Source organism: Rhizobium sp. TH2, assembly GCF_024707525.1.
GTDB lineage: Bacteria > Pseudomonadota > Alphaproteobacteria > Rhizobiales > Rhizobiaceae > Rhizobium_E.
The window spans coordinates 3,137,118-3,160,384 of the sequence record NZ_CP062231.1; the positions used below are offsets into that span (position 1 = coordinate 3,137,118).

A 23,267-nucleotide genomic window follows, 5' to 3' on the forward strand; every position below is an offset into this window, starting at 1 on the left:
CGCTCCGGGGCCAGTCAGGAGACAGAAGTGCCTGCTCAGAACTTGTAGGCCACGCCGATCGTCGCCGTATGTTGATCGAGATCTACTTTCACGCCTCCAAATTTCCTATCGCTGTAGTCCGTATAGCGATACTCAGCACGCACGAAGACGTTGTCGGTCACGGCGTAATCGATGCCTTTTCCAATCGTCCAGCCACTGAAGTTCCGGTCCCAATTTTTACCGGGTGTCTGGTCGACATGGGCGTTCGTCGTTGCCCAGCCGCCTGTGGCATAAATGAGGACACGATCGAACGAATAGCCCAGGCGAGCGCGCAGAGATCCGGACCAATCGGTGCCTATGTCGCCTCGCACGCCGGCCGCACGGTAGTTGTTATCATTCCAGTTGTAATTGATGTCGCCCTCGACGCCGACGACGAAGTTATCGAAGGTGAAATTGTAACCGATGAACTTGCCGATGAAGCCACCGTTGAAATCCTCGTCCGCGCTGTCGCCAGGGACGCTGAATTCGCCATTGAGCCATGAGCCGCCAGCCTGGACGCCGATATAGGCACCCGACCAATCGAACGCGGTCACGACCTCGGTTGCGACAGGCTCGGGGGGAGCCTCGACCATGTCGGCAGCGAATGCCGGAATTGCAAGTGCGGATAGCAGTGCGGTCAAAACCAAGGTCTTCATTTTTGTGCTCCTATTGCTAAATTAAGAATATTAGCAAATACACAAAAAGGCTATGACAGAAATGTCACACCTGTCTCGTAGATTGCAGCATGACTCAGATTTCGTCGTTTCCATTGCCTCGTTCCCAGCGTGGGGTAGCCGGACAAACCCAATGAAGGGCCTGAATTTCAGCAGGTACAGCGCGTTTCTCGGACCATCGCCTGCCACACAACTCGAAGCCGGATTGTACGAAACCGCACCAAATTCAAAGCAGTTGGAACAGTCGATCGGCCCTGTCGTTTAGGCGAAATCATGTGGAGGGCTTTCGATGCAAGATGATCAGATCGCAACGGAATTGCGTGCCGTGGTTGCGCAGCTTGATATGGTGCGGCGCGGACTGATGGCCGACGAACCGCGTCGCCGGACCTACCTGCAGGCGGTCAAGGCACAACAGGACGCCCAGAGCCTGCTTGAGCAAATCGAGGAAGTGAAGACCTACTTCCGGCTCGCCGCTGAGTGATGCCTCACGCGGAGCATCATTGGCGGGAAGACGTCAGCGTCCGATCCACGCAAGTGCTTTCCAATGCACCGAGGCTCTCTGCCGTCAACGTGGCGAACAGGGCCCCGAATGGCCACTGTTCGTGCAACGTTCAACGATCAGAACTCGCGCTGGAAGCGCAGCATGCCAGTCTTGGTGTCGGAGCCCTTGTCCGGGTTGAAGTAGATGCCTTCAACCAGGACCGAGAAGCCGGTCGCGACTTCCCAGTTGACATCGCCAACCAGGCGCCAGTCGCCGTTGTCGAACCACTGGATGTCCTTGGCGACATAGACGCTTTCGGTAACCTGGGCCGAGAAGCTGGCGATGGCGCTGAAGCCATCATAGGCGAAGTAGATATTTTCCGAGCTGTTCGAATAAAGGCCATAGAAAGTGAAGCCGTACTTGTCGATATCGGCCTTGAATACCTTCTTGAACGCAAAGGATTCATCGGATTCGTCATAGGCAATCGCCGCGCCGGCCTGATAATTGCCCCACGTGCCCATGAAACCACCGGAGATATCCGGCAGGTACTGGCGACCACGCTTGCCGGCGACGCCGTCGCCGTCATGGTCTTCCGGCTTGTAGAACTCGTCGGCATCATTATCGAGCGACACGAAGGCCTTTACGCTGCCGAAGTCAAAAGTGTAACTCACATACTGGCGTGAGTCCGGATAGTTGAAATCGGTCGAGTAGATGCTGCCGTCGTCGGTGCGACTGCCGTCGCCCATGAACTTCGCCCACAAGCTGTCGTAGTTGCCGAATTCGAAGCCACCGATGCCGAAATAGTAGTAGTAGGTCAGGTAGCTGTTATTGCCTTCGCCATAGATGTTTTCACCGTTGTTCACGGAGTCGGCCTGGATACGAAACCAGCTGAACACAGTGCCCCATTCGGAGTCATTCTTGGCTTCAGTGTCCAGACGCAGGCGCGTATGGTTGTCATAGGAATCCTTCGTAAAGTTGCCGGTGGGCAGACCAGCGCGGTCATACTTTTCTGTGCCGCCGGAGTCGAAGCGCTTTTCATAGCGCAACTGACCGCCGATCTTCAGGCAGGTTTCGGTGCCCGGGATGTAGAAGAAGCCGGTGCCGTAGGCATCGCAGACGCGGACATATTCCATCGGTTCCGGCTCGGCGGCAACGACCGCGTCGGCCGCCTGGGCGCTGGAGACAACCGCCAGAGCAGCGGCGGAGCCGAGAAGAAGGCTCTTGATGTTCATGCTATTGGTCCCCTCGATTGAGCATTCGGAATAGGCTGGAACAGAGAGGCTTCCCACCGGCCTGGAATCTCACACTCCGCGTTCAAGAATCTACTGCCCAAACGGCGCGGTGGCCAAACGGAATTGAGTCACCCTCCGGTCACGGGCTCTAATATACGATGTAACAGTTGCGCTTGTGCAACTAACCAACAGAGCTGACCCGCACCAAGGCAAGAAACTGTCCGCCACCGTCGCAACACCAGACCCGTCCAGCATTGCACCCTCGAACGGAATTACCGATCGCTTTCAACCGCAAACGGATTTGTGTTACAACAACACAGGCGGGGTTGAGGTGCGTGCGCGCACCGGGGGACTGGACATTTCAAATACGCTCACTCGGAACCTGAGGAGTCTTTCCGGCTCCATGATCAAGCAGTCGATCAGAAGGCGGATCGTCGCGATTGCGGCCGGGCTGATCGTCCTCATGATGGCAACGTCGGTACTGTCGATGGTGATGGTCGGTCGCGTGGGCAACCTGCTCGACGAACTGACCGCCAGATATAATCCGGCCAATGAACATCTGATACGGATCGACATCCTCTCGTTGGAAAGAGCGCTGGCGCTCAGGCGCATGGTGATCGCCAGGATGCAGGAACCGCCCGATGAGGCCGGATACAAGGCGCGCAAGCAACTCTATGAATCCAAAGGCGCCGAAGTCGATGCGCAAGCCCGGGCGGCCCGCGACCTGATCAACGCGATCATTGCGGATACGAGTACCCCCTCTGACAACGCAGCGCTGGCACGCATCGAGGCTCGGATCGACAGCTTGATGACCGACGGCCGCCGCCTCCTCATGCGGGAAACCGCCGAACTGCTTGCGGCCCTCGATGCACGCGACTTCGTCGTCGTGAGAGACCGCCTTTCACGCGTCGATGTGCTGCGCGATGAACTATCCCAAAAGATCGAAGTGCTTCGCAATGATATGGTGCAGGAGAGCTATGGCGCCATCGCGACGATCCGGGCCGAGCAGTCTCGGGCGGTCGTGATCTCCGCGGTCGCCACCGTGCTTGCGGCTGTCGTCGGGTTGATCTTCGCCAATCTTGTCAGCGGTGGCATCATTCGCTCGGTCCGGCAATTGCTGGAGGGTACGCGCGCGGTGGAAGCCGGCCATCTCGATCAATCCATCGATATCAGGACGCGCGACGAAATCGGCGAACTGGCTGGCGCGTTCAACCGGATGGTCGTGCAGTTGCGCGACAACCAGCGCGTCAGGGAAACGTTCGGCAAATATATCGATCCGCGCGTCGTCGAGGGTCTGATCGATCGCCCGAACCTGACCGCCGCCGAAGGTCAGCGCCGATTGATGACGGTGCTGTTCTGCGATCTCAAGGGATTTACCAGCTTGAGCGAAGGCCTTGTCCCGCAGGGTTTGGTCAAGATCATGAACCGCTACTTTTCACTCATGTCGGAGCCGATCCGGTCCAACCGTGGGATCATCGACAAATATATCGGCGACGGCATCATGGCCTATTGGGGGCCTCCTTTCGTGGACGAGGCCGATCATGCGCGCCTTGCAAGCCTGGCCACGCTGGAAATGATCGAACATATCGAAACCTTGCGCCGGGAAATCCCGGATCTGCTGGGTGTTCGCGGCACGCCGATGGAAAGATGCGATCTAAGGATTGGCGTTGCGACGGGTGAGGCGCTCGTTGGCAGCATCGGCTCCGATGTCATGATGAGCTACACTGTAATGGGCGACGTCGTCAATCTCGCCTCGCGGCTGGAGGGCGCCAACAAGGCTTACGGCACGCGCAATCTGGTATCCGCCAACACGATCGTTGCGGCGGGTGCCGCCGTCGAGTTTCGCGAGATTGACCGCATCGTCGTCGAGGGCCAGACGCGTCCGGAGGTCATATTCGAGATCCTTGGACGTTCGGGCGAAGTGCCCCCTGAAAGACTGGCATCACGGGATCAATACGGACATGCGCTTGCAGCATACCGCGAACGCCGATGGGAGGATGCTTTGGGCGCCCTTGGGTCGTCGCTGGCGGCCGTTCCCGGTGACGGGCCGTCGCTCTGTCTGCTGGCTCGCGTCGAAAGCATGAAGGCGAACGGCGTGCCCGAAGACTGGGACGGCTCGTGGCATGTCCAAAAATAAGGATGGGGCGTCGGTAATCACAAAGACGGAGACCGACGAGGGGCTCCCGGCGCGCGAAGTTCGAAGCAATCTTCAATTGCAGAGCTAATTTAGCTTTCCATTACCGGCTAATATACGCTACGATTGATCGCTGAATAAGGCTATCGCAATTGAACTGCGCTTTGAATTGATACCCTGCCCGACCCGTTGAGACAAACCTGCAAAGTGCTGTGCGACGGCTGAAGCGGGCATGATCCAGTTGACAGCGATAACCGTGTAGAGATCACGGCATGTCGCCTCGGTTCAAGATGGCCCTTCAATAATTAGGCGTTGCGGCGGGATGCGGCGCTAATATCGATCGGGCCCAGGCCCGCTCTACACTGAATTGTCAATTCCTTATTCGCGGGTCGCGACCGTCATGCCTTCATGTATCATTTGAGAAGGCTTCCTGGTGCCTTCCACCAACATGGATGAACGCCCCATGCCAGCCCTTCCGTTCATTTCCAACATGCGAGGGTATCGGCCCGAATGGTTTCGGTTGGACGTGACTTCCGGATTGGCGATCGCGGCAGTCGGCCTCCCAAGCGCAATCGCCTATCCGGCCCTTGCCGGCCTGCCGCCGGAAATCGGCATATATGCCAGCATCATAGCGGTTCTCGGCTACGCCTTGCTCGGCTCGTCGCGCCAACTGGTCGTCGGTCCGGATGCGGGAACGATGACCGTGCTCGCCGCGGTTCTGGCTTCATACGGCCTCGCCTCGACGTCGGAAGCCGTCGTGGCCTCGGCGGCGACCGCTGCGATCGTTGGTCTGCTATGCTTCCTGGCGAGCTTTCTCCGGCTCGGCTTCATCGCCAACCTCCTTTCCCGCCCGATCCTGACCGGCTTCATGACCGGGATTTCACTGTCGATTCTCATTGGCCAGATCGGTCGCTTCACCGGCGTCAAGATCGAGAGCGATGGTCTGTTCGCCCCGATCGCCGAAATCATTTCGAAGGTGGGCCAAATCCACTGGCCGTCACTGATCCTCGGTCTCGCACTGTTCCTCCTGCTTCGGCTGCTTGGCAGATGGCGTCCTTCCATCCCGGGTCCGCTGGTCGCTGTGGTGCTGGCAACCGTTCTGTCGTACCTGTTTGATTTCAAGGCAATGGGAATCCGGGTCGTCGGCACCATTCCGTCCGAATTGCCGTGGCCGTCGATACCGCTTCCGAATGGCGTGCCTATCACCGATCTCGTCGTTGGCGCAGTCGCCGTGCTGATCGTCAGTTTTGGATCCGGCATTGTGACGGCTCGAAGCTTCGGCGCGAAGAACAAATACCCGGTGGATGCAAATCGCGAGCTTCTCGGATTTGGCGGTGCAAACCTGGCCTCGGGTCTGTTTGGCGGCTTCGCTGTGACCGCGTCGGATTCGCGCACGGCCGTCAACGACATGATGGGCGGCAAGACGCAGCTGGCTGCCGTGGTCTCGGCCATTGCACTTATCCTCACCGTTCTTTTCCTGACCGAGGCGCTGGCCATTCTGCCCACGCCGGCACTGGGCGCCGTTCTCGCCTCCGCCGCGATAAGTCTGATGGATTTCAAGACCCTGCGGGAGCTCTGGAAAGTCAGCAGGATAGAGTTCCTGTTCGCCCTCATCAGCATTGCCGGCGCCGTCGGCTTCGGTGTGCTGAAGGGGGTAATCGTCGCGGTCTGTGCCACGCTGCTCTATATTCTCATGAAAGGGATGCAGCCACGCGACGCGCAATTGGGCCGCATTCCGGGACGGGAAGGCTTCTACAAACTTCATCGTTACGAACAGGCCAAGCCAGTTCCCGGCATGGTTATCTACCTGCTCCAGGGCAGCTTGCTATTCTTCAATGTCGAGCATGTAAGGTCCAGCATCGAGAACATCTTTGCTACGCTGGCACCCGGCACCAGGACTTTCATCTTCGACGCCGGCGCCGTCTCCTATATCGACAGCACCGCATCGGTGATGCTGGATGACATCAGAGATCTCGCCGCCGAGCGCGGCATGGGATTTGCGATCGTGGAACTCCACAGCGAACCTCTCGAGATGCTGGAGCGCACCGGTGTCGTCGCACGAGTCGGAGAAGCCATGATATTCGACGATCTTGAGGCGGCCGTGAAAGCGCTTTCGTCAACTCCGAATGCACCAGCTTGAGACAGGTCGGCTGAGACAAATGGGCATCGGCACGCTGCGTGCGACAAGTCGCAATTCAGGCCTGACTTAAGCAACCGGAAACAGGGCAGTGTGATGCTATGCAGCTTAACATCGCAGATGGTTTCGAGGGTTCAAAAAGGGGGCAAGAACCAGGGTGTAACAGGCATGATACGTCGATGTAACCGTAACGTACTTCCATCCCGCTACTGTTTGCGCAACGTGTGGGGCCTTAACGCAGGACGCGATCTGGCTGCCAACCACACGATGCGACGCGAAGGTGGGTCACTCAATCGTCACTCCGTTATGGGCGTAGGCATTCGCATCCGCGGGCCGAAGTCTCAGCGATCGCACAGATTGTCCAGGAGCATCAGATGGTGATTACCCATCGCAACGGCGCCCAGGTGGACCTGCTCAACCTGCAGTGCGCGGCCTGCTCGCAGCCGGCATTGCGCATTCGTGGACGGAATGAACAGTCAATTCTTGGGAGGTATCGAAATGTCCTCACGTTGGAAGCTCAATCTCGACCCATGGCGGATTATCGCCACCATTTTCATGATGACGCTCATCGCAGCGCCAACGTTTCCGGCCCGCGCGCAAACCGCGACTGACCAACAGGCCACAGCCGAGTCCGAAGCATCCGTACTGCTCGAAGAGGACGAGCTCGAGGTTCTGGTGGCGCGCATCGCGCTCTATCCGGATGATCTCCTGGCGCTGGTCACTTCAGCGTCGCTCTATCCCGTCGATATCATCGATGCCCAGCGATACCTGGACAAGAAGAAGTCCAAGCCCTCACTGACGCCAAAGACGAGCTGGGACGGTAGCGTGATCTCGCTGCTGAATTACCCCGATATCGTTAAGATGATGAGCGACGATCTCGACTGGACCCAGTCGCTCGGACAGGCAATCGCCAACCAGCAGAAGGACGTGCTCGACGCCATCCAGCAACTGCGCGACGAGGCGGTGGCGAAGAACATCATCAAGACCGACGACAAGATCAAGGTCGTTTATGAAGACAGCAACGTGGTGATCCAGCCGGCAAGCCCGGAGAAGATCTATGTGCCGCAATACGAGCCGCAGATGCTCTACGAACCGGACTATGTGGCGGCCCCCATCTCCTACTACCCGGATCCCTATCCCTATTACTACTATCCTGACGCGCCCTATTTCACCGGTTTCGTGACCGGCGCGATCTGGGGCGCGGCGGTGAACTGGGGCTACAATGGCGGCATCTGGGGCGGCAATTGGGATGGCAACAAGGTCAAGATCGATTGCAACAAGTGCTTCAACAACATCAACGGCAAGGTCAACTGGAACGATGTCGACTGGAAGAACGTCGATCGCAACAACATCAAGTTCGACCGAAACGAGTTCAACCGGAACAATCACCGGGACTTCAATGACCGTCGTCGCGACAACGCCCGCAACGATGTCGCCAACCGGGCCAATTCGATCCGCAACAATGGCAACCGGGTCAACAATCGTTCCAACCGTGTGACGACCAATGACATCCGCGCATCGAAAAACAAGGTGAACGTCAACAACAATATCAACGTCAACAACAGCCGGAACGACAACAGGAAAGTAAACGCGAACAACAATAACAATCGCGTCAACGCCAACAACAACAACCGTAACAAGCAGAACAACGTCCGGAACAACACGTCCAACAAGGGCAAGAAGAACACTAACATCAATCGCACGAAGAAACAGAACACAGCCAACCGCCAGAACGTCAATCGCAACAAGGCCAATACGAACCGCAACGCCAGCCGTCCGGGCCAGTACAAGGACCAGCGTCGCAGGCCTTCGGCCTATGGCGATGTCCGCAGCGGCCGCAAGAGCAATTCGTACTCGAACCGCGGCCGGAATTCCATGAGTTCGCACAGGGGTGGCGGCCGCCAGCAGATCCGGCGTGGCGGCGGCGGTCGCCGGCGCTAGGCACGTAGCAAGATAGGAGAACGAACATGACCTCGAAAATCCTGAAGACAATCCTGCTCGCCACGGCCGTCTACGCTGTAGGTTCTGGTGGGCCTGTGACCCCTCGGGCGATCGCCGCGGAAAAGGCACCGATGATGGAGATGGTTTCGGAGGAGGCGCCGCCTTCCTTCGCCACGCCGGAGGAAGCCGTTGCCGCTTTCAAGGCGGCGGTGACGGCGAAGGACAAGGACAAGCTGGCCAATCTGCTCGGCCTCGACCCCACCAAGGCCAAGGCCTCCGACGATGCCGATGAGACGGTCGACCTCATCGCCGAAGGTGTCTCCAAGAGCCTCATCGTGCGCGATATCGATGGCGCCAAGATCCTCGTCATCGGCGAGAAGCTCTGGCCGATGCCATTCCCCCTGTCGAAAGAGGAAAACGGCAAATGGTCCTTCGACACGTTCGAGGGGCTGCAGGAGATCGTCGCGCGCAGGGTCGGCGAGAACGAACTCCAGACCATCGCCACCATGCTCGAATATGTCGATGCGCAAAATACGTACGAAGCCGAAGATCACGATGGTGACGCCGTGCGCGAATATGCCCAGAAGCTGATCTCCAGCGATGGCAACCAGGACGGTCTCTATTGGGAGACCGAACAGGGCGACATCGACGATGTCAGCCCTGGCGGCGACGCACTGGCCGACGCCGAGTTCCAGAAGGCAAAAGCCGGCGACGGATACTTTGGCTACAGATACCGGATCCTGACCGGCCAGGGCGCCAACATCGCCGGCGGCCAGTTCAACTACATCATTAACGGCAACATGATCGCCGGTTTTGGGCTTGTCGCCTGGCCGGTGAAATACGGCGAGACCGGCATCCATACATTCGTTGTCAACAAGGAAGGCATCGTCTACCAGGCTGACCTCGGCGCGGACACTGAGAAGCTGGCGAGCAATATGAAGACCTTCAATCCGGGGGATGCCTGGGAAATAGCCAAGGAGGAATAGCGGCCGTGGTTATCTGACGTCCGGCATCTCGAACCTGGTGACAAACAAGCTGTCCACACAGGCCACGAACGGCCAATACGTTGTGCCGTTCAAGAACCGCGTCGGCTTGCGGCGGGTTTGCTTGCCAGAACAATGGCAAGAAATGCGAGGATTCCAAGTGCACCCAGTCCGGCGTTGATGGCGAGCGTTCCGCCCATTCCAATGCCGGACACGAGGAACGAGAAGGTAAAAGGCGCCGCCGCGCCTGCGATCAACCTGACCGCCGCCATCCGGCCCGTCAGCGCGCCATAGCCTTCGGAACCGAACAGCCAGAGCGGTAGCGACCCTTGCGCGATGCTGTTGATGCCCGAGCCCAATCCCAGCATCAGCGCGAACGCCACGGCACCTGGAAACCAGGTTCCGGATAGCTGCAATACGACGACCGCGCCGACGATCAGCACCGCCGACAGCAGCGCCAACGCTGGCGGCATAAGGCTGCTGCCGAACAGCATGTTGATGAGGCGGCTGGCGACCTGCGCCGGGCCGAACAGCGCCCCGACCATTACTGCCGTGGCTCCGAAGCCAATGGAGGTAAGCATGGGCACCATATGCACCAGAACCGCCGACAGCGTGAACCCCTGCAGCGCGAAGGCGGCCGCAACCAGGTAAAAGCCGCGCCGCCGCTGTGCCGGCGCCAGGGCACCGATAACCGGAGCCGGCGCAAGGGCCGGATCGACGTTCCGCGCGGCGTGGCGATGGCGTGTCATCCAGGCATGCAGCGGCAGGCAAAGCGCGAGGTTCAAGCCGGCATAGATGAGATAGATTTCCCGCCAGCTGAAATAGGCATGCAGGCCCGTGGTAATCGGCCAGAACAGCGTCGAAGCAAACCCCGCAAGCAGGGTCAGGTAAGTGATGCTGCGGGCAGCCGAGCGCGGGCGAATCTCCACCAGGGCTGCAAAAGCGGCCTGATATTGGACCATGCCAGAGGCGATCTCGAGCAGGACGAGGCCCAGGGTAAAGACGATCATGGACGGCGACCAGGCGCACAAGGCGAGCGTCAGCGCCGCGATCGCCGAGCCGATCGCCATCAGCGTGGCGGCGCCGAAACGGTCCATCCAGCGGCCGAGCCAGGGAGCGGCGATACCACCCACCAGCAGCGACGCCGAGAATACGGCAAACACATGCTCGAGCGACCAACCAAGATCGCGCGCCATATCAGGCGCCAGGATGCTGAAACTGTAGTAGAGGGTGCCGTAGCCAATGATCTGGGTCAGGCCCAGGGCCAAGACCACCGCGACCGGAACGCCGTCATGCTGCTCACGCAATACGCCGGCCCTGATCGTCGAGCACCCGCTCGCCGTCTTCTTTCACAAAGCCTCTGGTGAAGGCATCGGCCGGCAGGATGTCCAGAACGAGTTCGGAGGGCCGCGCCAGACGCGTGCCCATGGGTGTCACAACGAATGGCCGGTTGATCAGAACGGGATGCTTGAGCATCGCATCGAGCAACTGCGCATCGGTCAGGTTCGGATTATCGAGACCGAGCTCGGCGTAAGGCGTGCCTTTTTCTCGGATGGCCTCGCGCACGGTCAGGCCGGCGGCGGCAATGATCGTCACCAGTTGCCCACGGGTGGGCGGCGCCCGAAGGTATTCGATGACGTCAGGATCGAGGCCGGCATGACGGATCAACGCCAGGGTGTTGCGGGACGTGCCGCAGTCTGGATTGTGGTAGATGGTGACGGGGAAGTCTATCATGGCGTGTGTTCCACAGGTTGAACCGAAGGCGATTCCGCAAGAAGCCAGCCGGCGAGCGCCATCGCCAGCAACGCACCGACACTTTCGGCGACGATGAAGCCCGGCACGTCGAGCGGCCGGATGCCCGCGAACGTATCGGAAAGCGAGCGCGCGATGGCAACGGCGGGATTGGCGAAAGAGGTGGAGGCAGTGAACCAGTAGGCGGCCGTGATATAGAGCCCCACCAGCCAGGGAATGGCCTCCCCACGCATCTTGAGGCCGAGCAGGATGGTAAGCAGCAGGCCGAAGGTGGCGATCGCTTCCGCGAGCCACTGCCCCAAGCCGGTACGCACCGTCGTGGCGACCTGAAGCAGCGGCAGATCGAACATCGCATGCGCGATGAGAGTGCCGGCGACTCCGCCGAGGATTTGCATGGCGATGTAGGCGCCGGCGTCGGCGACGGTCAGCTGGCGCCGCAGCGCAAACACCAGTGAGACGACGGGATTGAAATGGGCACCCGAAATCGGCCCAAGCAGCGTGATCAACACCACGAGCATCGCGCCGGTGGGGATGGTGTTCCCCAGCAGGGAGACGGCTGTGTCGTCGGAGAGCCGATCGGCCATGATGCCCGATCCCACCACAGTGGCGACAAGCATGCCCGTGCCTAGCCCTTCCGCGATGAGCCGACGCGACCGATCGTAAGTCATGCCGACAGCTCCCGGTGCAGCAGCACGGCCGAGGCGGGGCAGAGGCTTGCAGCCTGGCGGGTTGCCAGGATCGTGGCCGGTGCCACTGCGCGGTCGATACGGGCAAAGCCGAGCCGCTCGAAGAAAGACGCAGCCGAGAGGGTCAGCAAGTACGCTTCGCAGGCGCCGGCAGCGCGCGCTTTGCCAAGCAACAGATCCACAGCGATACCTCCGAGGCCCCGCCCTCTCCGCTCCGGATCAATCACCATGGAGCGCAACAAGGCGTGCTCGCCATGAAGCTCAAATCCGCCATAGCCTACGGTCTCCGGCCCGTCCGTTATCCGGAAGAATGTACGACCTGCCTCGGCCAGGTCATCGGTGGGCAGGCCTTCCTCCATCAGCGCCGCGTGGAAATCCGGCTCGACGCCGGTCATTGGTTCGACCCGGAGCGTCGTCGTCATCAGGCCACCTCGGCGTCGGGGCGTGTCGCGCCTTCCATGCGGCCGATCTCGCGGAGCTTGGCTTGGAGCGCCAGCTTGTCGATCGACGCCATGGGCAGGCTGGTGAAGACCATGATACGATTTTTCAGGAAGCGGGCGGCTTGTGAGAAAGCCTGCATTTTCTCGAAATCCGGGCCTTCGACGGCAGCCGGGTCCGCGACACCCCAATGGGCGGTCATCGGATGACCGAGCCAGACTGGGCAGGCCTCGCCGGCCGCGTTGTCGCAGACAGTGAAGATGAAGTCCATTTCCGGGGCGCCGGCTTCACCAAACTCATCCCAGCTTTTTGAGCGGAATCCAGTCACGGGGTAGCCCAGTGCCTCAAGCGTCGCCAGAGCCATCGGATGCACGGCGCCCTTGGGCTGGCTGCCGGCCGAAAAAGCACGAAAGCGCCCCTTCCCTTCGGTGGTCAGGATGGCTTCCGCCAGGATAGAGCGGGCGGAATTGCCGGTGCAGAGAAAGAGCACGTTGTAAACACGATCGGCTGTCATTGGATCTGTCCCTTGGCAGAGGGTGAGCAACAGGCGGCGACTTCGCGGGCCGGCGCGCAGATTTCGGGATTTCCGGCGCAGCAGTCCTCCATCAGGAAGCGAACCAAAGCGCCCAGAGCTTCGTAGCTCGCGGTGTAGACAATCGAGCGGGATTCCCGCTGTTGGCTGATTAGGCCGGCCCGTTCCAGTTCCTTCAGATGAAAGGAGACATTGGAGGGCGACACCTCCATTTTCTCGGCGATCGCGCCAGCCGCCATGCCGTCCGGTCCCGCGACCACCAAAGTGCGGATGATCCGCAGCCGGGTTTCCTGAGAAAGTGCCCCAAAGGACATGAGGGCTTGACGCTCGTCCATATTTCAATAATCCTTGAAGTGTTGAAACAAGGAATAGCGCACATGAACGCGATAGACAATACCCAATTTACCTTCACCGACATCACGCTCGGCACCCTGCTGGACGCCCTTGCAGGCCAGCCCCAGCTACCGCTCATTTTCCACTATGACGGCGAGCCGATACGCGGCGGCTATCACATCACCGAAGTGAAAGCCGGCGCGTTTTCCGCCCTCGATTGCGGCGCCAACCCCGAGGCCTGGTCGGAAATCTTCATCCAGCTGTGGGACATCGACGAAGACGAACGCACCCACATGAAATCAGGCAAGTTCGCGGCGATCGTGCGCAAGGTCTCCGAGCACGTCGCCCTGGACAGCACCGCCAAGCTCACGTTCGAGGTCAGTGACGGCGTCCGGCCGATGCAGCTTTATTGCGCCGGCACCCCTGCCCTGCGCGATGGCGCATTGCATGTCGACCTGATGCCCCGCCCTGCCAGCTGCAAGCCGCGCGACCGTTGGCTCGCCGGCCAGGTTGAAACAGTGCCGGCCGCGTGCTGCGCACCCTCCGCCGAGGGATCGTCGGGCAAATGCTGCGGTTGACATGATTCCATGGTATCTGCCTTTGAATCATCGACGGGCCGACCATGGACATAGAGATTTTCGACGCCGAGCGTGCTGCCCGGCATCTGGAGCGCTTCGCCGACATCCTGCGGAACGCGGTCCATGGCGGCGCCCTGGTCGACTACATCCTGCCGTTCGAGCTTGAGACCGCTCGCGCCTATTGGCGCGGCGTCATCCAATCCGTTGCCGATGGCGAACGGGTCCTGATCTGCGCGCTGGTCGGCGGCGACCTCGCCGGCACGGTCCAGCTCTATCTGTCGCCCGAGCCGAACGCACGGCACCGTGCCGAGATCTACAAGCTGCTGGTACATCCAGCGCATCAACGCCAGGGCCTTGGTGAGGCGCTGATGCGCGCGGCCGAAAAGGAAGCCAGGCGCCACGCTCGCACGGTACTGCTGCTCGATACCGCGCAGGGCAGCACCAGCGAGCGTATTTATCGCCGCTTGGGCTGGCAGGAGGTCGGCGTCGTGCCTCGGCACTTCGTCGATCCACACGGCGAGCCGCGAAGCTCGGTCTACATGATGCGTTTCCTGGATTGAGATTGCCCGCCAAACGCCGGCTCTGGAAAATCTCTACAGCGAAGATGGGGCATACGATTGATATTTAGACGAGCAAGCGAAGGCGCGTTGCCAGCCGTTAGCGACCAAAGGGTCGGTAACCCTTTGAATTCTCGTTAACTCACTGAGACATAAGAAAATCTAGGCCCGCAGGCCGGACGACTTGGTGGGTGCTGTAGGGTTCGAACCTACGACCCGCTGATTAAGAGTCAGCTGCTCTACCAACTGAGCTAAGCACCCGCCGAGACGGCGATGTCTGCCGTCTGGCGGGGCGTATAGCCGGGATGGATTGGCTTGGCAACCCCGCCCGTTCAAAAAAATCCAGGCACTCCAAAAATTCGTGATTTAGGCAAGCAAATCAAAGGAAAAGGTTTCCCGAGGCGATCTTCACCGCTCGGCCGCCTATTCGCGCGCGCAGGACTTGTTGGTTCTTGATTTCGAGATGCAGGTCGATATGCGAGGGCCTGCCCATTTCCACACCCTGTTCGATGACAAGCGCGTGGTGGCCGTCGGCGAGCGCGTCGAAATGCAGGATGGCACCGCTCATGGCCGCCACGGCCCCGCCGGTCGCCGGATCCTCGGCAATCCCCATGTCGGGTGCGAACATCCTGGCATGAAAGCTTGCCCGGTGGTCCACACCACCCCGGCAATAGACATAGGCCGCCGATGTCTTGCCAAGTGCCGCCGTCCAGCGGCCGGCATCGAATGCGATACTGCCGGCGGCGGCAATGTCCCTGACCGGCACCATGACGAAGGGCACGCCGGCGCTCCACACCGAAGAGCGGTGGTTTTCAAAGCCGAGATCCGAGACGCTGAGGCAAAGAGCATCGGCGACTTTCTGCGGATCGATCGTCGATGACAACTGCTCGGATCGTTTCGGCAGGTCGAACTCGGCAAAGCCCGCCTGACCCGACAGGAGCTTCACCGCACAACGCACGGGCCCGACATTTTCCTCGAACACGCTGACCAGGTCCGCCTCGCCGCCGTTATGGTTCAGTTCGGCGAGCGCTACGGCCGCACCGACGGTCGGATGGCCGGCGAAGGGCAGTTCGCGGCCGGGCGTGAAGATTCGCAGCCGCGCGCTGTGGGCGGGGTTCTCCGGCGGCGTCACGAACACCGTCTCGGACAGGTTGAACTCCCGCGCGATCGCTTGCATCCGGCTGTCGGAAAGCCCCTGGCCGTCGAACACCACGGCGAGCGGATTGCCCGCCAGCCTGTCTGATGTGAAGACGTCATAGATGGCATAGGGGCGGGGCATCATCGGTTCCTCTCGGTAAACAGCCATTTCAGGATCGGCGGCATGAAGGGCGAATAGTTCTCGGCCGCGGGGTCGGCATTGCGGATCGCGATCGCCGCGGAAATTTCGGGCTCCGGGGCGGCATCGATATGCGCCTGGATATCAGCAAGCAACTCCACTTCGTCGCGGCCATCATGGAAAATGCGGAAAACCGCCACGCTGTTGAGGAGATGCACAGCCCAATATTCCGGTTTGGCTCTCATTGCCGCAAGGTCAAGGCCGGTTTCCTCGAGTGTCTCACGCCGCATATTGCCATTCAGGTCGCAAAACCCGTCCGCAATATCGTGCTCGTCGATCGAGCCAGCCGGCGCGTAGACCCGACCCGGATTGGCAGTGGTTTCGGCCATGCGGATCGCGATCAGGGCGCCATCGCTCGAAAAGATCATCGGCATGCCGAAAAGATGATGGCCGCCGTCGCTGCGCCCCGCCGCACGCCAGTGCAAGAATGCCGAATAGGGCACGATGTGGCCGCGGCCTTCGACATGGCCATCGGAAAAGCCGAGCTCCCGCTGAAACACCATTTTTCCATCGAAGAGATTGGGATTGGCGGCAATCTCCTGCTGCCAGTGCCGGGCAATCGCCGGCCCATTGGCGGAGAGCCAGGGATGCGCACCTTCGAGAACCTCCAGCCTGAGCGACGACACTGGGAAGACAGAGGATTCCGGCGGAAAGCCCGCCGATGTCAAAACCGACGAACTCATGGAATTTCAAGCTCGATGACGACGGGGCAATGATCGGAGGCTTTCGGCCGGTCCCAGCCGATACGCGGGAAACGTTCCACGTCCTGGCCTGGTGGAAATGGCGTGCGGTAGGGCTGGCCGTTGCGGATGATGTCGGGCACCGCTTTTGGATTGGCCTCCGCCAGCCCGCGCGACAACCAGATGTAATCGAGCTGGCAGAGATGACGCTCAATCAGCCCGCGCGCATGAAAGAGCGTCCATCGGTCGTTTTCAGGCCGGCGCGCCACCGCGTTCTCGGCAAATCCATCCGCCGAGAAGACGTCGAGCGCCGATTGCTCCCCCCGCATTGGGGTAAAGGTAAAACCCTCGCGCTTCGAGCCGGAGACTACCAGCTTCTCCTGGTAGTCGTTCATGTCGCCGCAGATCACGAAGTTCTTGGCTGCGGCATGCTCGCCGCCGAACCGCGCCTCGATAATGTGGCGCACCGCGCGCGCCTCCGCCGTCCTGAGCGGCATGGTCGCCACACGCCCGTCGAGACCGTCGCGCGGCGAATTCATCGATTTGAGATGCAGCGCATAGATGGTCAGCGGCCTTCCGCCGATCCGCACATCGATCTCGAGGCAATCACGCCGGAAGATCTTGTCATCCGGCTTTTCCGTGTCCGCGAGGCTCGGTTCGAACAGTCCGAACTCCTGGAACGTGGTCGTGGCATGGGTGCGTATGCCGACGAATTCGATCGGCTCGCCATCGCGAGTCGTCTCGCGCATCATCACGGCCACATCGATTCCGCGCGAATCATTACCTTCAATTAAGTATTTCTGGCGATAGCCCTCGCCCATCATCCGGTAAAGATAGCCGAATTCGAAGGCATTGAGCGCCTCCAGGCTCTCCACTTCCTGCAGGCAGATTATGTCGGCATCCGCCTCGGCGATGGCGAGTGCCGTCAACTGGCGCGTGTCGTCGGTCAGCGAAATCATCCGCGCCTCTTCCATGCGCTGATAGGCTGCCTCATTGCCGATTGCATAGAGCCTGAGCACGCGGTCGCCACGAAGCTGGTTGCGAAAACCGGTAAAATCGAAGCGCGTCAGCAGGTTTTCTATATTGAACGTTCCGATTCTGGCCGCCATCCTATCTCCAGTCCCTGCAATGCGCAGTCTCTATAGCACGACCGCGTGCCGAGGCCAGCAGCGCGGCGCTCTGCCCGGCAGTTTGACGTCTCGACAAGCGTTTGCACCCAGCAGGCGAGCCCGACAAGTATTGTTCCGCTCATGGGTTGAATAAACGTGCTGGAACGCATGGAATTCGTGATGCAATGCGATAGACAATCAGCCGAAAGTCGCTTTTCCGCCAGCAACGCCGCAAATTAAAAAAAAGTGCTGGACTCGCGAATATTCCCAAAACATATTCCGTTAGAGTTTGTGAGTTCAGTAGCTCCAACCAGGGGGAATAAGATGAAAACGTTCAGCAAATTCGCAACAGTCACCGCAGCGCTGGCCATGCTTGCCGTACCGGCTATCGCCTCCGCCGCCGACTATTATGGTGCCTTCGCCTTCTCGCAGAAGACGGGTGCCAGTGGCTGGTCGAAGAACTACGGCTCGCAGGGCGAAGCCGAGGGCGCGGCTCTGCAGGTCTGCTTCCAGACCCAGGGCGCTTCGGATTGCAAAGTGTCCTACTCTTTCGTCAACTCCTGCGCCGCTCTTGCGGTGGGCGGCGACAACGGCTGGGGCGCCGATTGGGGCACGAACGTCCAGGCGGCAGAGAACAAGGCTTTGCACACATGCTCGGGCTATTCCTACAATTGCAAGGTTATCACGAGCCAGTGCTCGAACGGCAGCTAAGCATTATTGCTAACGGGCGCGTTGCCGGATAGCAGTAACGCCACCTAGAGTTTCAGAAAATGAAGTGCCCGTAAGTTAATTCTTGCGGGCTTTTTATTTCAACTTCTGGTAAAATGGTGTTTTCCGCATCTTTGCTGTTTCAATGCATGGTGTAAATTCCGCTAGCTACATGACCGTCCAGATTGTTTGACTTGTAATATATTTTACATTTCAATGCCAAAACCGATGGGATGGGACCGGTGCCTGGATATTCACTATGAAAGCTCTTGTTACGGGAGCGAATGGCCATATAGGCTGTAATCTGGTGCGCGCCCTGGCGGAGCGGGGCTACGAGATATGCGCAACCGTCCGGTCTCTTGGCGATAGCCGCAACGCCGTGCTCAGAGCAATCCCTGGTGTAGAGATTGCCGAACTGGATGTCCGCGACGCGGACAGGTTTCGCTCCCTCTGCGAAAACGTCGATACGCTGTTCCATCTCGCCGCCACCTATGCCTATGTGACCGGCGACAGAACCACCGACGAGGACATCGTCGCCGACAGCGTCGCCGGCGCCGAGGCTGCCGTTCGGGCCGCCGCCCGCCAGGTCCGCAAGATGGTCATGACCTCTTCCGTGGTCACCCTGCCGATGGCCAAACCGGGTGATCCTCCAGCAACGGAAGCCGATTGGCGCACCGATCTCACAGTCCCCTATTTCCACGCCAAGACGATTGCCGAGCGCCGCGCGTGGGAGCTTGCCGATCAATATTCCGTCAAATTGGTCACCGTCTTGCCGGGTGGGACTGCCGGCCCAGGCTTCACGCGCCGCACGCCGACAACGGACTTGATCGAGGGTATCATGCTCGGTACGCTCCGCTTCGGAGCGCCAAAAGGCAACTTCCCCTATGTCGATATCCGCGACGTCGTATCGGGCCATATCCTCGCTGCGGAGCGCGATGTGGCGGGGCGGTTCATTCTCTGCAACGACACCTTTCCCACGATCCGCGAATTGACGGAGTTGATGCACGGGATTGATCCATCAATACCGCGATCGCTGTGGTACCTGCCGGATTTCCTCTCCCCTATCCTGCCCTATCTGGATCAGTTGAACAGCCGGACATTGGGAAGCCCCCGCGCGCTGACCCCGGAATTCGTGGAATCGATCCACGGCAGACTGTTTTCCGCCAGCAACGCCCGCGCCAAAGCAGAACTCGGATGGTCGCCGCAAATTCCCATCAGGCAAAGCCTCGGTGACACGATAGAGGCGATCCGCGCAATGCGCCGAGCCGAGGGTAAGAAAGCGTAATCTCCGCACGTTCAAGGCTTGGAACTCCCAGGGAATTGTCATACGAATCGCTCCTGGCAATCCGAGGAGGAAATGATGGAATATCGTCTGCTTGGCCGTTCGGGCCTCAAAATCTCCACCTTGACCATGGGCACCATGACCTTCGGCGGCAAGGGCTGGGCGAAGATGGTCGGCGACCTCGGGGTCAAGGAAGCGACCCGCCTGGTCGATATGTGCCTGGATGCCGGCGTCAATCTGCTCGATACGGCGGATGCCTATTCCAGCGGCGTCTGCGAGGAAATCATCGGCGAGATTCTAGCCGGTCGCGACCGCTCGAACATACTGATCGCGACCAAGGCGCGCTTTCCCATGGGCAATGGCCCGAACGATGCCGGCCTGTCGCGCCACCACCTGATCCGCGCCTGCGAGGCGAGCCTCAGGCGACTCCGGACGGATGTCATCGACCTCTACCAGGTCCACGAATGGGATGGGCAGACGCCGCTCGAAGAGACGATGGAGGCGCTGGACACGCTCGTACGGTCAGGCAAGGTCCGCTATATCGGCTGCTCGAACTTCTCGGGCTGGCATATGATGAAGGCGCTCGGCGTCAGCGCGGCGGATCATCGTCAGCGCTTCGTCAGCCAGCAGATCCACTATACGCTGGAAGCCCGCGAGGCCGAATACGAGCTCATCCCTGTTACCATCGACCAGGGCCTCGGCGTCCTCGTCTGGAGCCCGCTCGCGGCCGGATTGCTTTCGGGCAAGCACCGCCGCAACCAGAAGACACCCGAAGGCTCGCGCCAGTTCGACGGCTGGACCGAGCCGCCGATCCGCGACGAGAACCGCTTGTGGGACATTATCGATGTCCTGGTGGATATCGCCGATAGCCGGGGCGTATCGGCCGCCCAGGTGGCACTCGCCTGGACGCTCGGCCGTCTCGGCATCACCTCGCTGATCATCGGCGGCCGCACGGAGGCACAGTTCGCCGACAATCTGAAGTCGGCCGATCTCAAGCTTTCGGATGAAGAGCGCGGCAGGCTCGACAAGGTCAGCGCACCGCCAATCATCTATCCCTACTGGCACCAACTCAATACGGCGAAAGACCGGCTGGGGCCAGCCGATCTCTCGCTCCTCGGCCCGCATTTGTAGGCGCGATCAGTTGAGGGTGACTTCGCCCTCGTCCTCGCCTTCCCAATAGTGGATGCGCTTGGCATGGACCTTGATCAGCACAAGTCCCGGCGTGGCCGGGCCTTGTTCGAACCAAGAGTCCAGTTCGGATTGCCAATGTTCTTCGAAGGTCGCCTTGTCGCGGATCAGTTCCGCGGCACCTTCGATCGCCACCATGATCGGCGGACTGCCGAACAGGCCCTTGGCGCCCTGCAACGATAGGGCAACCTTGGGCTCGGACTTGATATCCTGCACCATGCGGGAATCTTCGCAGGTGAAGTAGTAGGAATCGCCGTCATATTCGACGTCGCTGTTGTTGCTCATCGGACGGCCGGCAAGCTCGCCGCCCTCGCTCTTCGTGAACAGCATGCTGATGTCGATATCGGCGATCTTCCTGGCAAGATCGGGCAAGGTCATGTCGGTCATGGGTGTCTCCTCGTCTGAATGGGTCGCGTGAACGATTGCCACGCACGCATTCGAAAACGAGGAGCGCGCCGCTTGGTTCCGGCCGTCAAGCGGCAGCCTTGACCAGTTCGGTCTTCAGCAACTGGCCGAGCCGCGACATGCCTTCGTCGATCATCTCGTCCGACGCGCAGGAGAAGGAAAGCCGCAATGTGTTGGAACCGCTGCCATCGGCGTGGAATGCCTTGCCCGGCACGAAGGCGATGCGATATTTCTCGATGGCGCGCGCGAGAAGCGTCGCTCCGTCCATGCCATCGGGCAGCGTGACCCAGACGAACATGCCGCCTTCGGGCTTGGTCCATTCCACGCCGGCAGGCATGTTTCTGGACAGTGCGGCCAGCATGCGGTCGCGCCGCGCCGAATAGGTTGCCTTGACCTTCTCGACCTGCGGTGCAAACACGGTCGACGCGACCTCGCCGATCACCATCTGGTTGATCGTCGACGAATGCAGGTCAGCCGCCTGCTTGACCAGGACGAGCTTCTTGATGACGTGATCGGCAGCCACGACCCAGCCCACGCGCAGGCCCGGCGCCAGCGTCTTGGAGAAGCTGCCGCAATACAGCGTGCGGGTCTTGTTGATGTCGCCACCATTGCGGGCAAGGTCGAGCGACAGCACCGGCGGCACACTTTCGCCATCATAGCGCAGCGCCTGATAGGCGGCGTCCTCGATCACGGCAATGTCGAGTTCGGTAGCGAGATCCAGCAGCCACTCGCGCGCCTGGCGGGTCATCGTCTCGCCGGTCGGGTTGGAGAATTCCGGCACGCAATAGGCGAACTTCACCTTCCCGCCGGCGGCACTTGCTGCCTCGGCATAGGTCGAGATCGCGCGGTTGGAGAGCGGCGTCAAACGGTCATAGGTCGGCTCATAGGCATTGAAGGCGCCGAGCGCACCGAGATAGGTCGGCCAGGTGACGAGAGCCGTGTCCTTCGGCGACAGGAAAAGCTTGCCGAGATAATCGAGCACCTGCTGCGAACCCGAGGTGATCAACACATTCTCGGCCGTGCAATCGATCCCGATCGCCTTCATCTCGCCGACAATCCAGTCGCGCAGCGGCTTGTAGCCTTCACTTACCGAATATTGAAGCGCGGCATTGGCCTGCGGACCCGACAGCACCTTGGCATAGGCCTCGGTCACCGCCTCCTTGGGAAACAGCGCCGCATCGGGAATGCCACCGGCAAAGGAGATGATGTCCGGTTGCTCCAGGAGTTTGAGCAGTTCGCGGATTTCCGATGCCTTCATGCGGCCCGCGCGCGTGGCGAAAACCTGTTCCCAATCCATGATGTTTCCTCAAGTGTTCTGATTTCCGTCATTCCAACACGGAAAGGCAAATACGTCAACAATACTGACCTAAATCGCAGGTCGTTTTTGCCAGTTTTTTGACCAGTTCTGGGCCAAGGCTGGCTTTGGTGAAATCGGTCAGCAGGCGTTGCGCATCCTCCACCGAGATTTCGGCATCGGAATGGCCGCGCCGCAACCACAACCCATCGAGCATCGACGCGAATCCCAAAAGGAACCAGTCGATCTTTTCCCGTTCGAGATAGGGCTTGAGCACCGGCATCAGGTTCGAGCGCAGCCGGCGATAAAAGAGGTGCTGCAGTCGGGCATAACGCTCGTTATGGAATGCCTCGGCATAGAAGGAGACCCAGGCATTGGCTGTATTCCGGTCGAACCGCTGCGGGGGGAAATTGCCCTCGATGACCGCGACCACGCGCTCCCAGCCTGTCGTCGCCAGTCTCAGGCGTGAGACGACATCGTTCATCAGGATACGGTTGGCCAGCCGCACCATTTCGAAAAGAACCTCGTCCTTGTCCTTGAAATAATAGGTCAAAATGCCTTGCGACATGCCCGCTTCGTTGCAGATGCGCGTCGTGGTCAGGCCCCTCAGCCCGCTTTGCATGAAGATCCGGTATGCTGCCTCGATCAGTTCGAGACGCCGGATATCCTCGATCTTTCGCTTGTTCTTCTTTGCCTGCTTCGCCATTGATTTTCTATAGCCGCTTAATTTTTTGTACGCACTAACAAATTTCTGAATTGACAAAAAATCCTGCCGTCATATCGTTATGG

Annotated in this window: 24 protein-coding genes and 1 tRNA gene; 10 read left to right on the top strand and 15 right to left on the bottom strand. The window is 59.9% G+C overall.

All coding sequences use genetic code 11. From position 1 onward, the window contains the following. Positions 1-35: 35 nt before the first annotated feature. Positions 36-674, bottom strand: coding sequence for an outer membrane protein (locus IHQ71_RS15510; protein ID WP_258157363.1), 639 nt, complete (start codon positions 672-674; stop codon positions 36-38). Positions 675-981: 307 nt separating this feature from the next. Here IHQ71_RS15510 and IHQ71_RS15515 point away from each other — a divergent pair, with 307 nt between their 5' ends. Then, complete coding sequence (locus IHQ71_RS15515; RefSeq protein WP_258157364.1) at positions 982-1,173, top strand: hypothetical protein; 192 nt, start codon at positions 982-984, stop codon at positions 1,171-1,173. A gap of 137 nt (positions 1,174-1,310) precedes the next feature. On the opposite strand, the gene IHQ71_RS15520 is transcribed toward IHQ71_RS15515, so the two are convergent. Next, the gene (locus IHQ71_RS15520) at positions 1,311-2,405 is read right to left on the bottom strand and encodes a porin (protein ID WP_258157365.1); all 1,095 of its coding nucleotides are present in this window, start codon (positions 2,403-2,405) and stop codon (positions 1,311-1,313) included. 403 nt (positions 2,406-2,808) lie between these two features. On the opposite strand from IHQ71_RS15520, the gene IHQ71_RS15525 reads away from it, so the two are divergent. The 4 genes from IHQ71_RS15525 (at position 2,809) to IHQ71_RS15540 (ending at position 9,603) form a co-directional block, all read left to right on the top strand. Continuing rightward, the gene (locus IHQ71_RS15525) at positions 2,809-4,542 is read left to right on the top strand and encodes an adenylate/guanylate cyclase domain-containing protein (protein ID WP_258157366.1); all 1,734 of its coding nucleotides are present in this window, start codon (positions 2,809-2,811) and stop codon (positions 4,540-4,542) included. A 460-nt stretch (positions 4,543-5,002) separates the two neighbouring features. Continuing rightward, a complete protein-coding gene (locus tag IHQ71_RS15530) occupies positions 5,003-6,679 on the top strand; it encodes a SulP family inorganic anion transporter (protein ID WP_258157367.1) in 1,677 nt (558 codons plus the stop codon). 495 nt (positions 6,680-7,174) lie between these two features. Further along, positions 7,175-8,617 carry a DUF3300 domain-containing protein gene (locus IHQ71_RS15535; protein ID WP_258157368.1) on the top strand — a complete coding sequence of 481 codons (1,443 nt, stop codon included), beginning with the start codon at positions 7,175-7,177 and terminating at the stop codon, positions 8,615-8,617. Between the two features lie 26 nt (positions 8,618-8,643). Next, complete coding sequence (locus tag IHQ71_RS15540; RefSeq protein WP_258157369.1) at positions 8,644-9,603, top strand: DUF2950 domain-containing protein; 960 nt, start codon at positions 8,644-8,646, stop codon at positions 9,601-9,603. A gap of 89 nt (positions 9,604-9,692) precedes the next feature. Here the strand turns inward: IHQ71_RS15540 and arsK are convergent, their stop codons facing one another. From arsK to IHQ71_RS15570, 6 genes are read right to left on the bottom strand one after another with little or no spacing between them, the layout of a single operon-like run. Further along, positions 9,693-10,907 (bottom strand): arsenite efflux MFS transporter ArsK, encoded by a 1,215-nt coding sequence (arsK, locus tag IHQ71_RS15545; RefSeq protein WP_258157370.1) that lies wholly within the window; start codon positions 10,905-10,907, stop codon positions 9,693-9,695. Then, the gene (arsC, locus tag IHQ71_RS15550) at positions 10,900-11,334 is read right to left on the bottom strand and encodes an arsenate reductase (glutaredoxin) (RefSeq protein WP_258157371.1); all 435 of its coding nucleotides are present in this window, start codon (positions 11,332-11,334) and stop codon (positions 10,900-10,902) included. Before arsC ends, arsK begins: the two co-directional genes overlap by 8 nt. Then, complete coding sequence (locus IHQ71_RS15555; protein ID WP_258157372.1) at positions 11,331-12,020, bottom strand: MIP/aquaporin family protein; 690 nt, start codon at positions 12,018-12,020, stop codon at positions 11,331-11,333. The genes arsC and IHQ71_RS15555 overlap by 4 nt, the downstream gene beginning before the upstream one ends. Then, a complete protein-coding gene (arsN2, locus tag IHQ71_RS15560) occupies positions 12,017-12,460 on the bottom strand; it encodes an arsenic resistance N-acetyltransferase ArsN2 (RefSeq protein ID WP_258157373.1) in 444 nt (147 codons plus the stop codon). Before arsN2 ends, IHQ71_RS15555 begins: the two co-directional genes overlap by 4 nt. Further along, complete coding sequence (locus IHQ71_RS15565) at positions 12,460-12,990, bottom strand: arsenate reductase ArsC (protein WP_258157374.1); 531 nt, start codon at positions 12,988-12,990, stop codon at positions 12,460-12,462. Before IHQ71_RS15565 ends, arsN2 begins: the two co-directional genes overlap by 1 nt. After that, complete coding sequence (locus IHQ71_RS15570) at positions 12,987-13,343, bottom strand: helix-turn-helix transcriptional regulator (protein ID WP_258157375.1); 357 nt, start codon at positions 13,341-13,343, stop codon at positions 12,987-12,989. The genes IHQ71_RS15565 and IHQ71_RS15570 overlap by 4 nt, the downstream gene beginning before the upstream one ends. 42 nt (positions 13,344-13,385) lie before the next feature. Here IHQ71_RS15570 and IHQ71_RS15575 point away from each other — a divergent pair, with 42 nt between their 5' ends. Both IHQ71_RS15575 and IHQ71_RS15580 read left to right on the top strand, forming a co-directional pair. Then, positions 13,386-13,919: a DUF6428 family protein gene (locus IHQ71_RS15575; RefSeq protein ID WP_258157376.1), complete on the top strand. Its 534-nt coding sequence runs from the start codon at positions 13,386-13,388 to the stop codon at positions 13,917-13,919. A gap of 44 nt (positions 13,920-13,963) precedes the next feature. Further along, complete coding sequence (locus tag IHQ71_RS15580; protein WP_258157377.1) at positions 13,964-14,479, top strand: GNAT family N-acetyltransferase; 516 nt, start codon at positions 13,964-13,966, stop codon at positions 14,477-14,479. Positions 14,480-14,661: 182 nt separating this feature from the next. Here the strand turns inward: IHQ71_RS15580 and IHQ71_RS15585 are convergent. From IHQ71_RS15585 to IHQ71_RS15600, 4 genes are all read right to left on the bottom strand, one after another. After that, positions 14,662-14,737 (bottom strand) — tRNA-Lys (locus IHQ71_RS15585). Between the two features lie 118 nt (positions 14,738-14,855). Next, positions 14,856-15,755, bottom strand: a complete 900-nt coding sequence (locus tag IHQ71_RS15590; RefSeq protein WP_258162850.1) for a PhzF family phenazine biosynthesis protein — start codon at positions 15,753-15,755, stop codon at positions 14,856-14,858. Beyond that, a complete protein-coding gene (locus tag IHQ71_RS15595; protein ID WP_258157378.1) occupies positions 15,755-16,495 on the bottom strand; it encodes an NUDIX hydrolase in 741 nt (246 codons plus the stop codon). The genes IHQ71_RS15590 and IHQ71_RS15595 overlap by 1 nt, the downstream gene beginning before the upstream one ends. Further along, positions 16,492-17,601 carry an endonuclease/exonuclease/phosphatase family protein gene (locus IHQ71_RS15600; protein WP_258157379.1) on the bottom strand — a complete coding sequence of 370 codons (1,110 nt, stop codon included), beginning with the start codon at positions 17,599-17,601 and terminating at the stop codon, positions 16,492-16,494. The genes IHQ71_RS15595 and IHQ71_RS15600 overlap by 4 nt, the downstream gene beginning before the upstream one ends. Before the next feature lie 324 nt (positions 17,602-17,925). Between IHQ71_RS15600 and IHQ71_RS15605 the strand changes: the two genes are divergently transcribed. From IHQ71_RS15605 to IHQ71_RS15615, 3 genes are all read left to right on the top strand, one after another. Further along, complete coding sequence (locus IHQ71_RS15605; protein WP_258157380.1) at positions 17,926-18,312, top strand: DUF4189 domain-containing protein; 387 nt, start codon at positions 17,926-17,928, stop codon at positions 18,310-18,312. Positions 18,313-18,568: 256 nt separating this feature from the next. Next, positions 18,569-19,594 (top strand): NAD(P)-dependent oxidoreductase, encoded by a 1,026-nt coding sequence (locus IHQ71_RS15610; RefSeq protein ID WP_258157381.1) that lies wholly within the window; start codon positions 18,569-18,571, stop codon positions 19,592-19,594. Positions 19,595-19,669: 75 nt separating this feature from the next. After that, positions 19,670-20,722 carry an aldo/keto reductase gene (locus IHQ71_RS15615; protein WP_258157382.1) on the top strand — a complete coding sequence of 351 codons (1,053 nt, stop codon included), beginning with the start codon at positions 19,670-19,672 and terminating at the stop codon, positions 20,720-20,722. A 6-nt stretch (positions 20,723-20,728) separates the two neighbouring features. On the opposite strand, the gene IHQ71_RS15620 is transcribed toward IHQ71_RS15615, so the two are convergent. The 3 genes from IHQ71_RS15620 to betI all read right to left on the bottom strand — a co-directional run bounded on the left by IHQ71_RS15620 (position 20,729) and on the right by betI (position 23,184). Next, entirely contained in the window at positions 20,729-21,166 is a 438-nt protein-coding gene (locus IHQ71_RS15620) for a pyridoxamine 5'-phosphate oxidase family protein (RefSeq protein WP_258157383.1), read from the bottom strand. Positions 21,167-21,251: 85 nt separating this feature from the next. Beyond that, the gene (locus IHQ71_RS15625; protein WP_258162851.1) at positions 21,252-22,484 is read right to left on the bottom strand and encodes a PLP-dependent aminotransferase family protein; all 1,233 of its coding nucleotides are present in this window, start codon (positions 22,482-22,484) and stop codon (positions 21,252-21,254) included. Between the two features lie 52 nt (positions 22,485-22,536). Continuing rightward, on the bottom strand, positions 22,537-23,184 hold the full coding sequence (betI, locus tag IHQ71_RS15630; RefSeq protein WP_258157384.1) for a transcriptional regulator BetI: 648 nt from the start codon (positions 23,182-23,184) through the stop codon (positions 22,537-22,539). Positions 23,185-23,267: the final 83 nt, after the last annotated feature.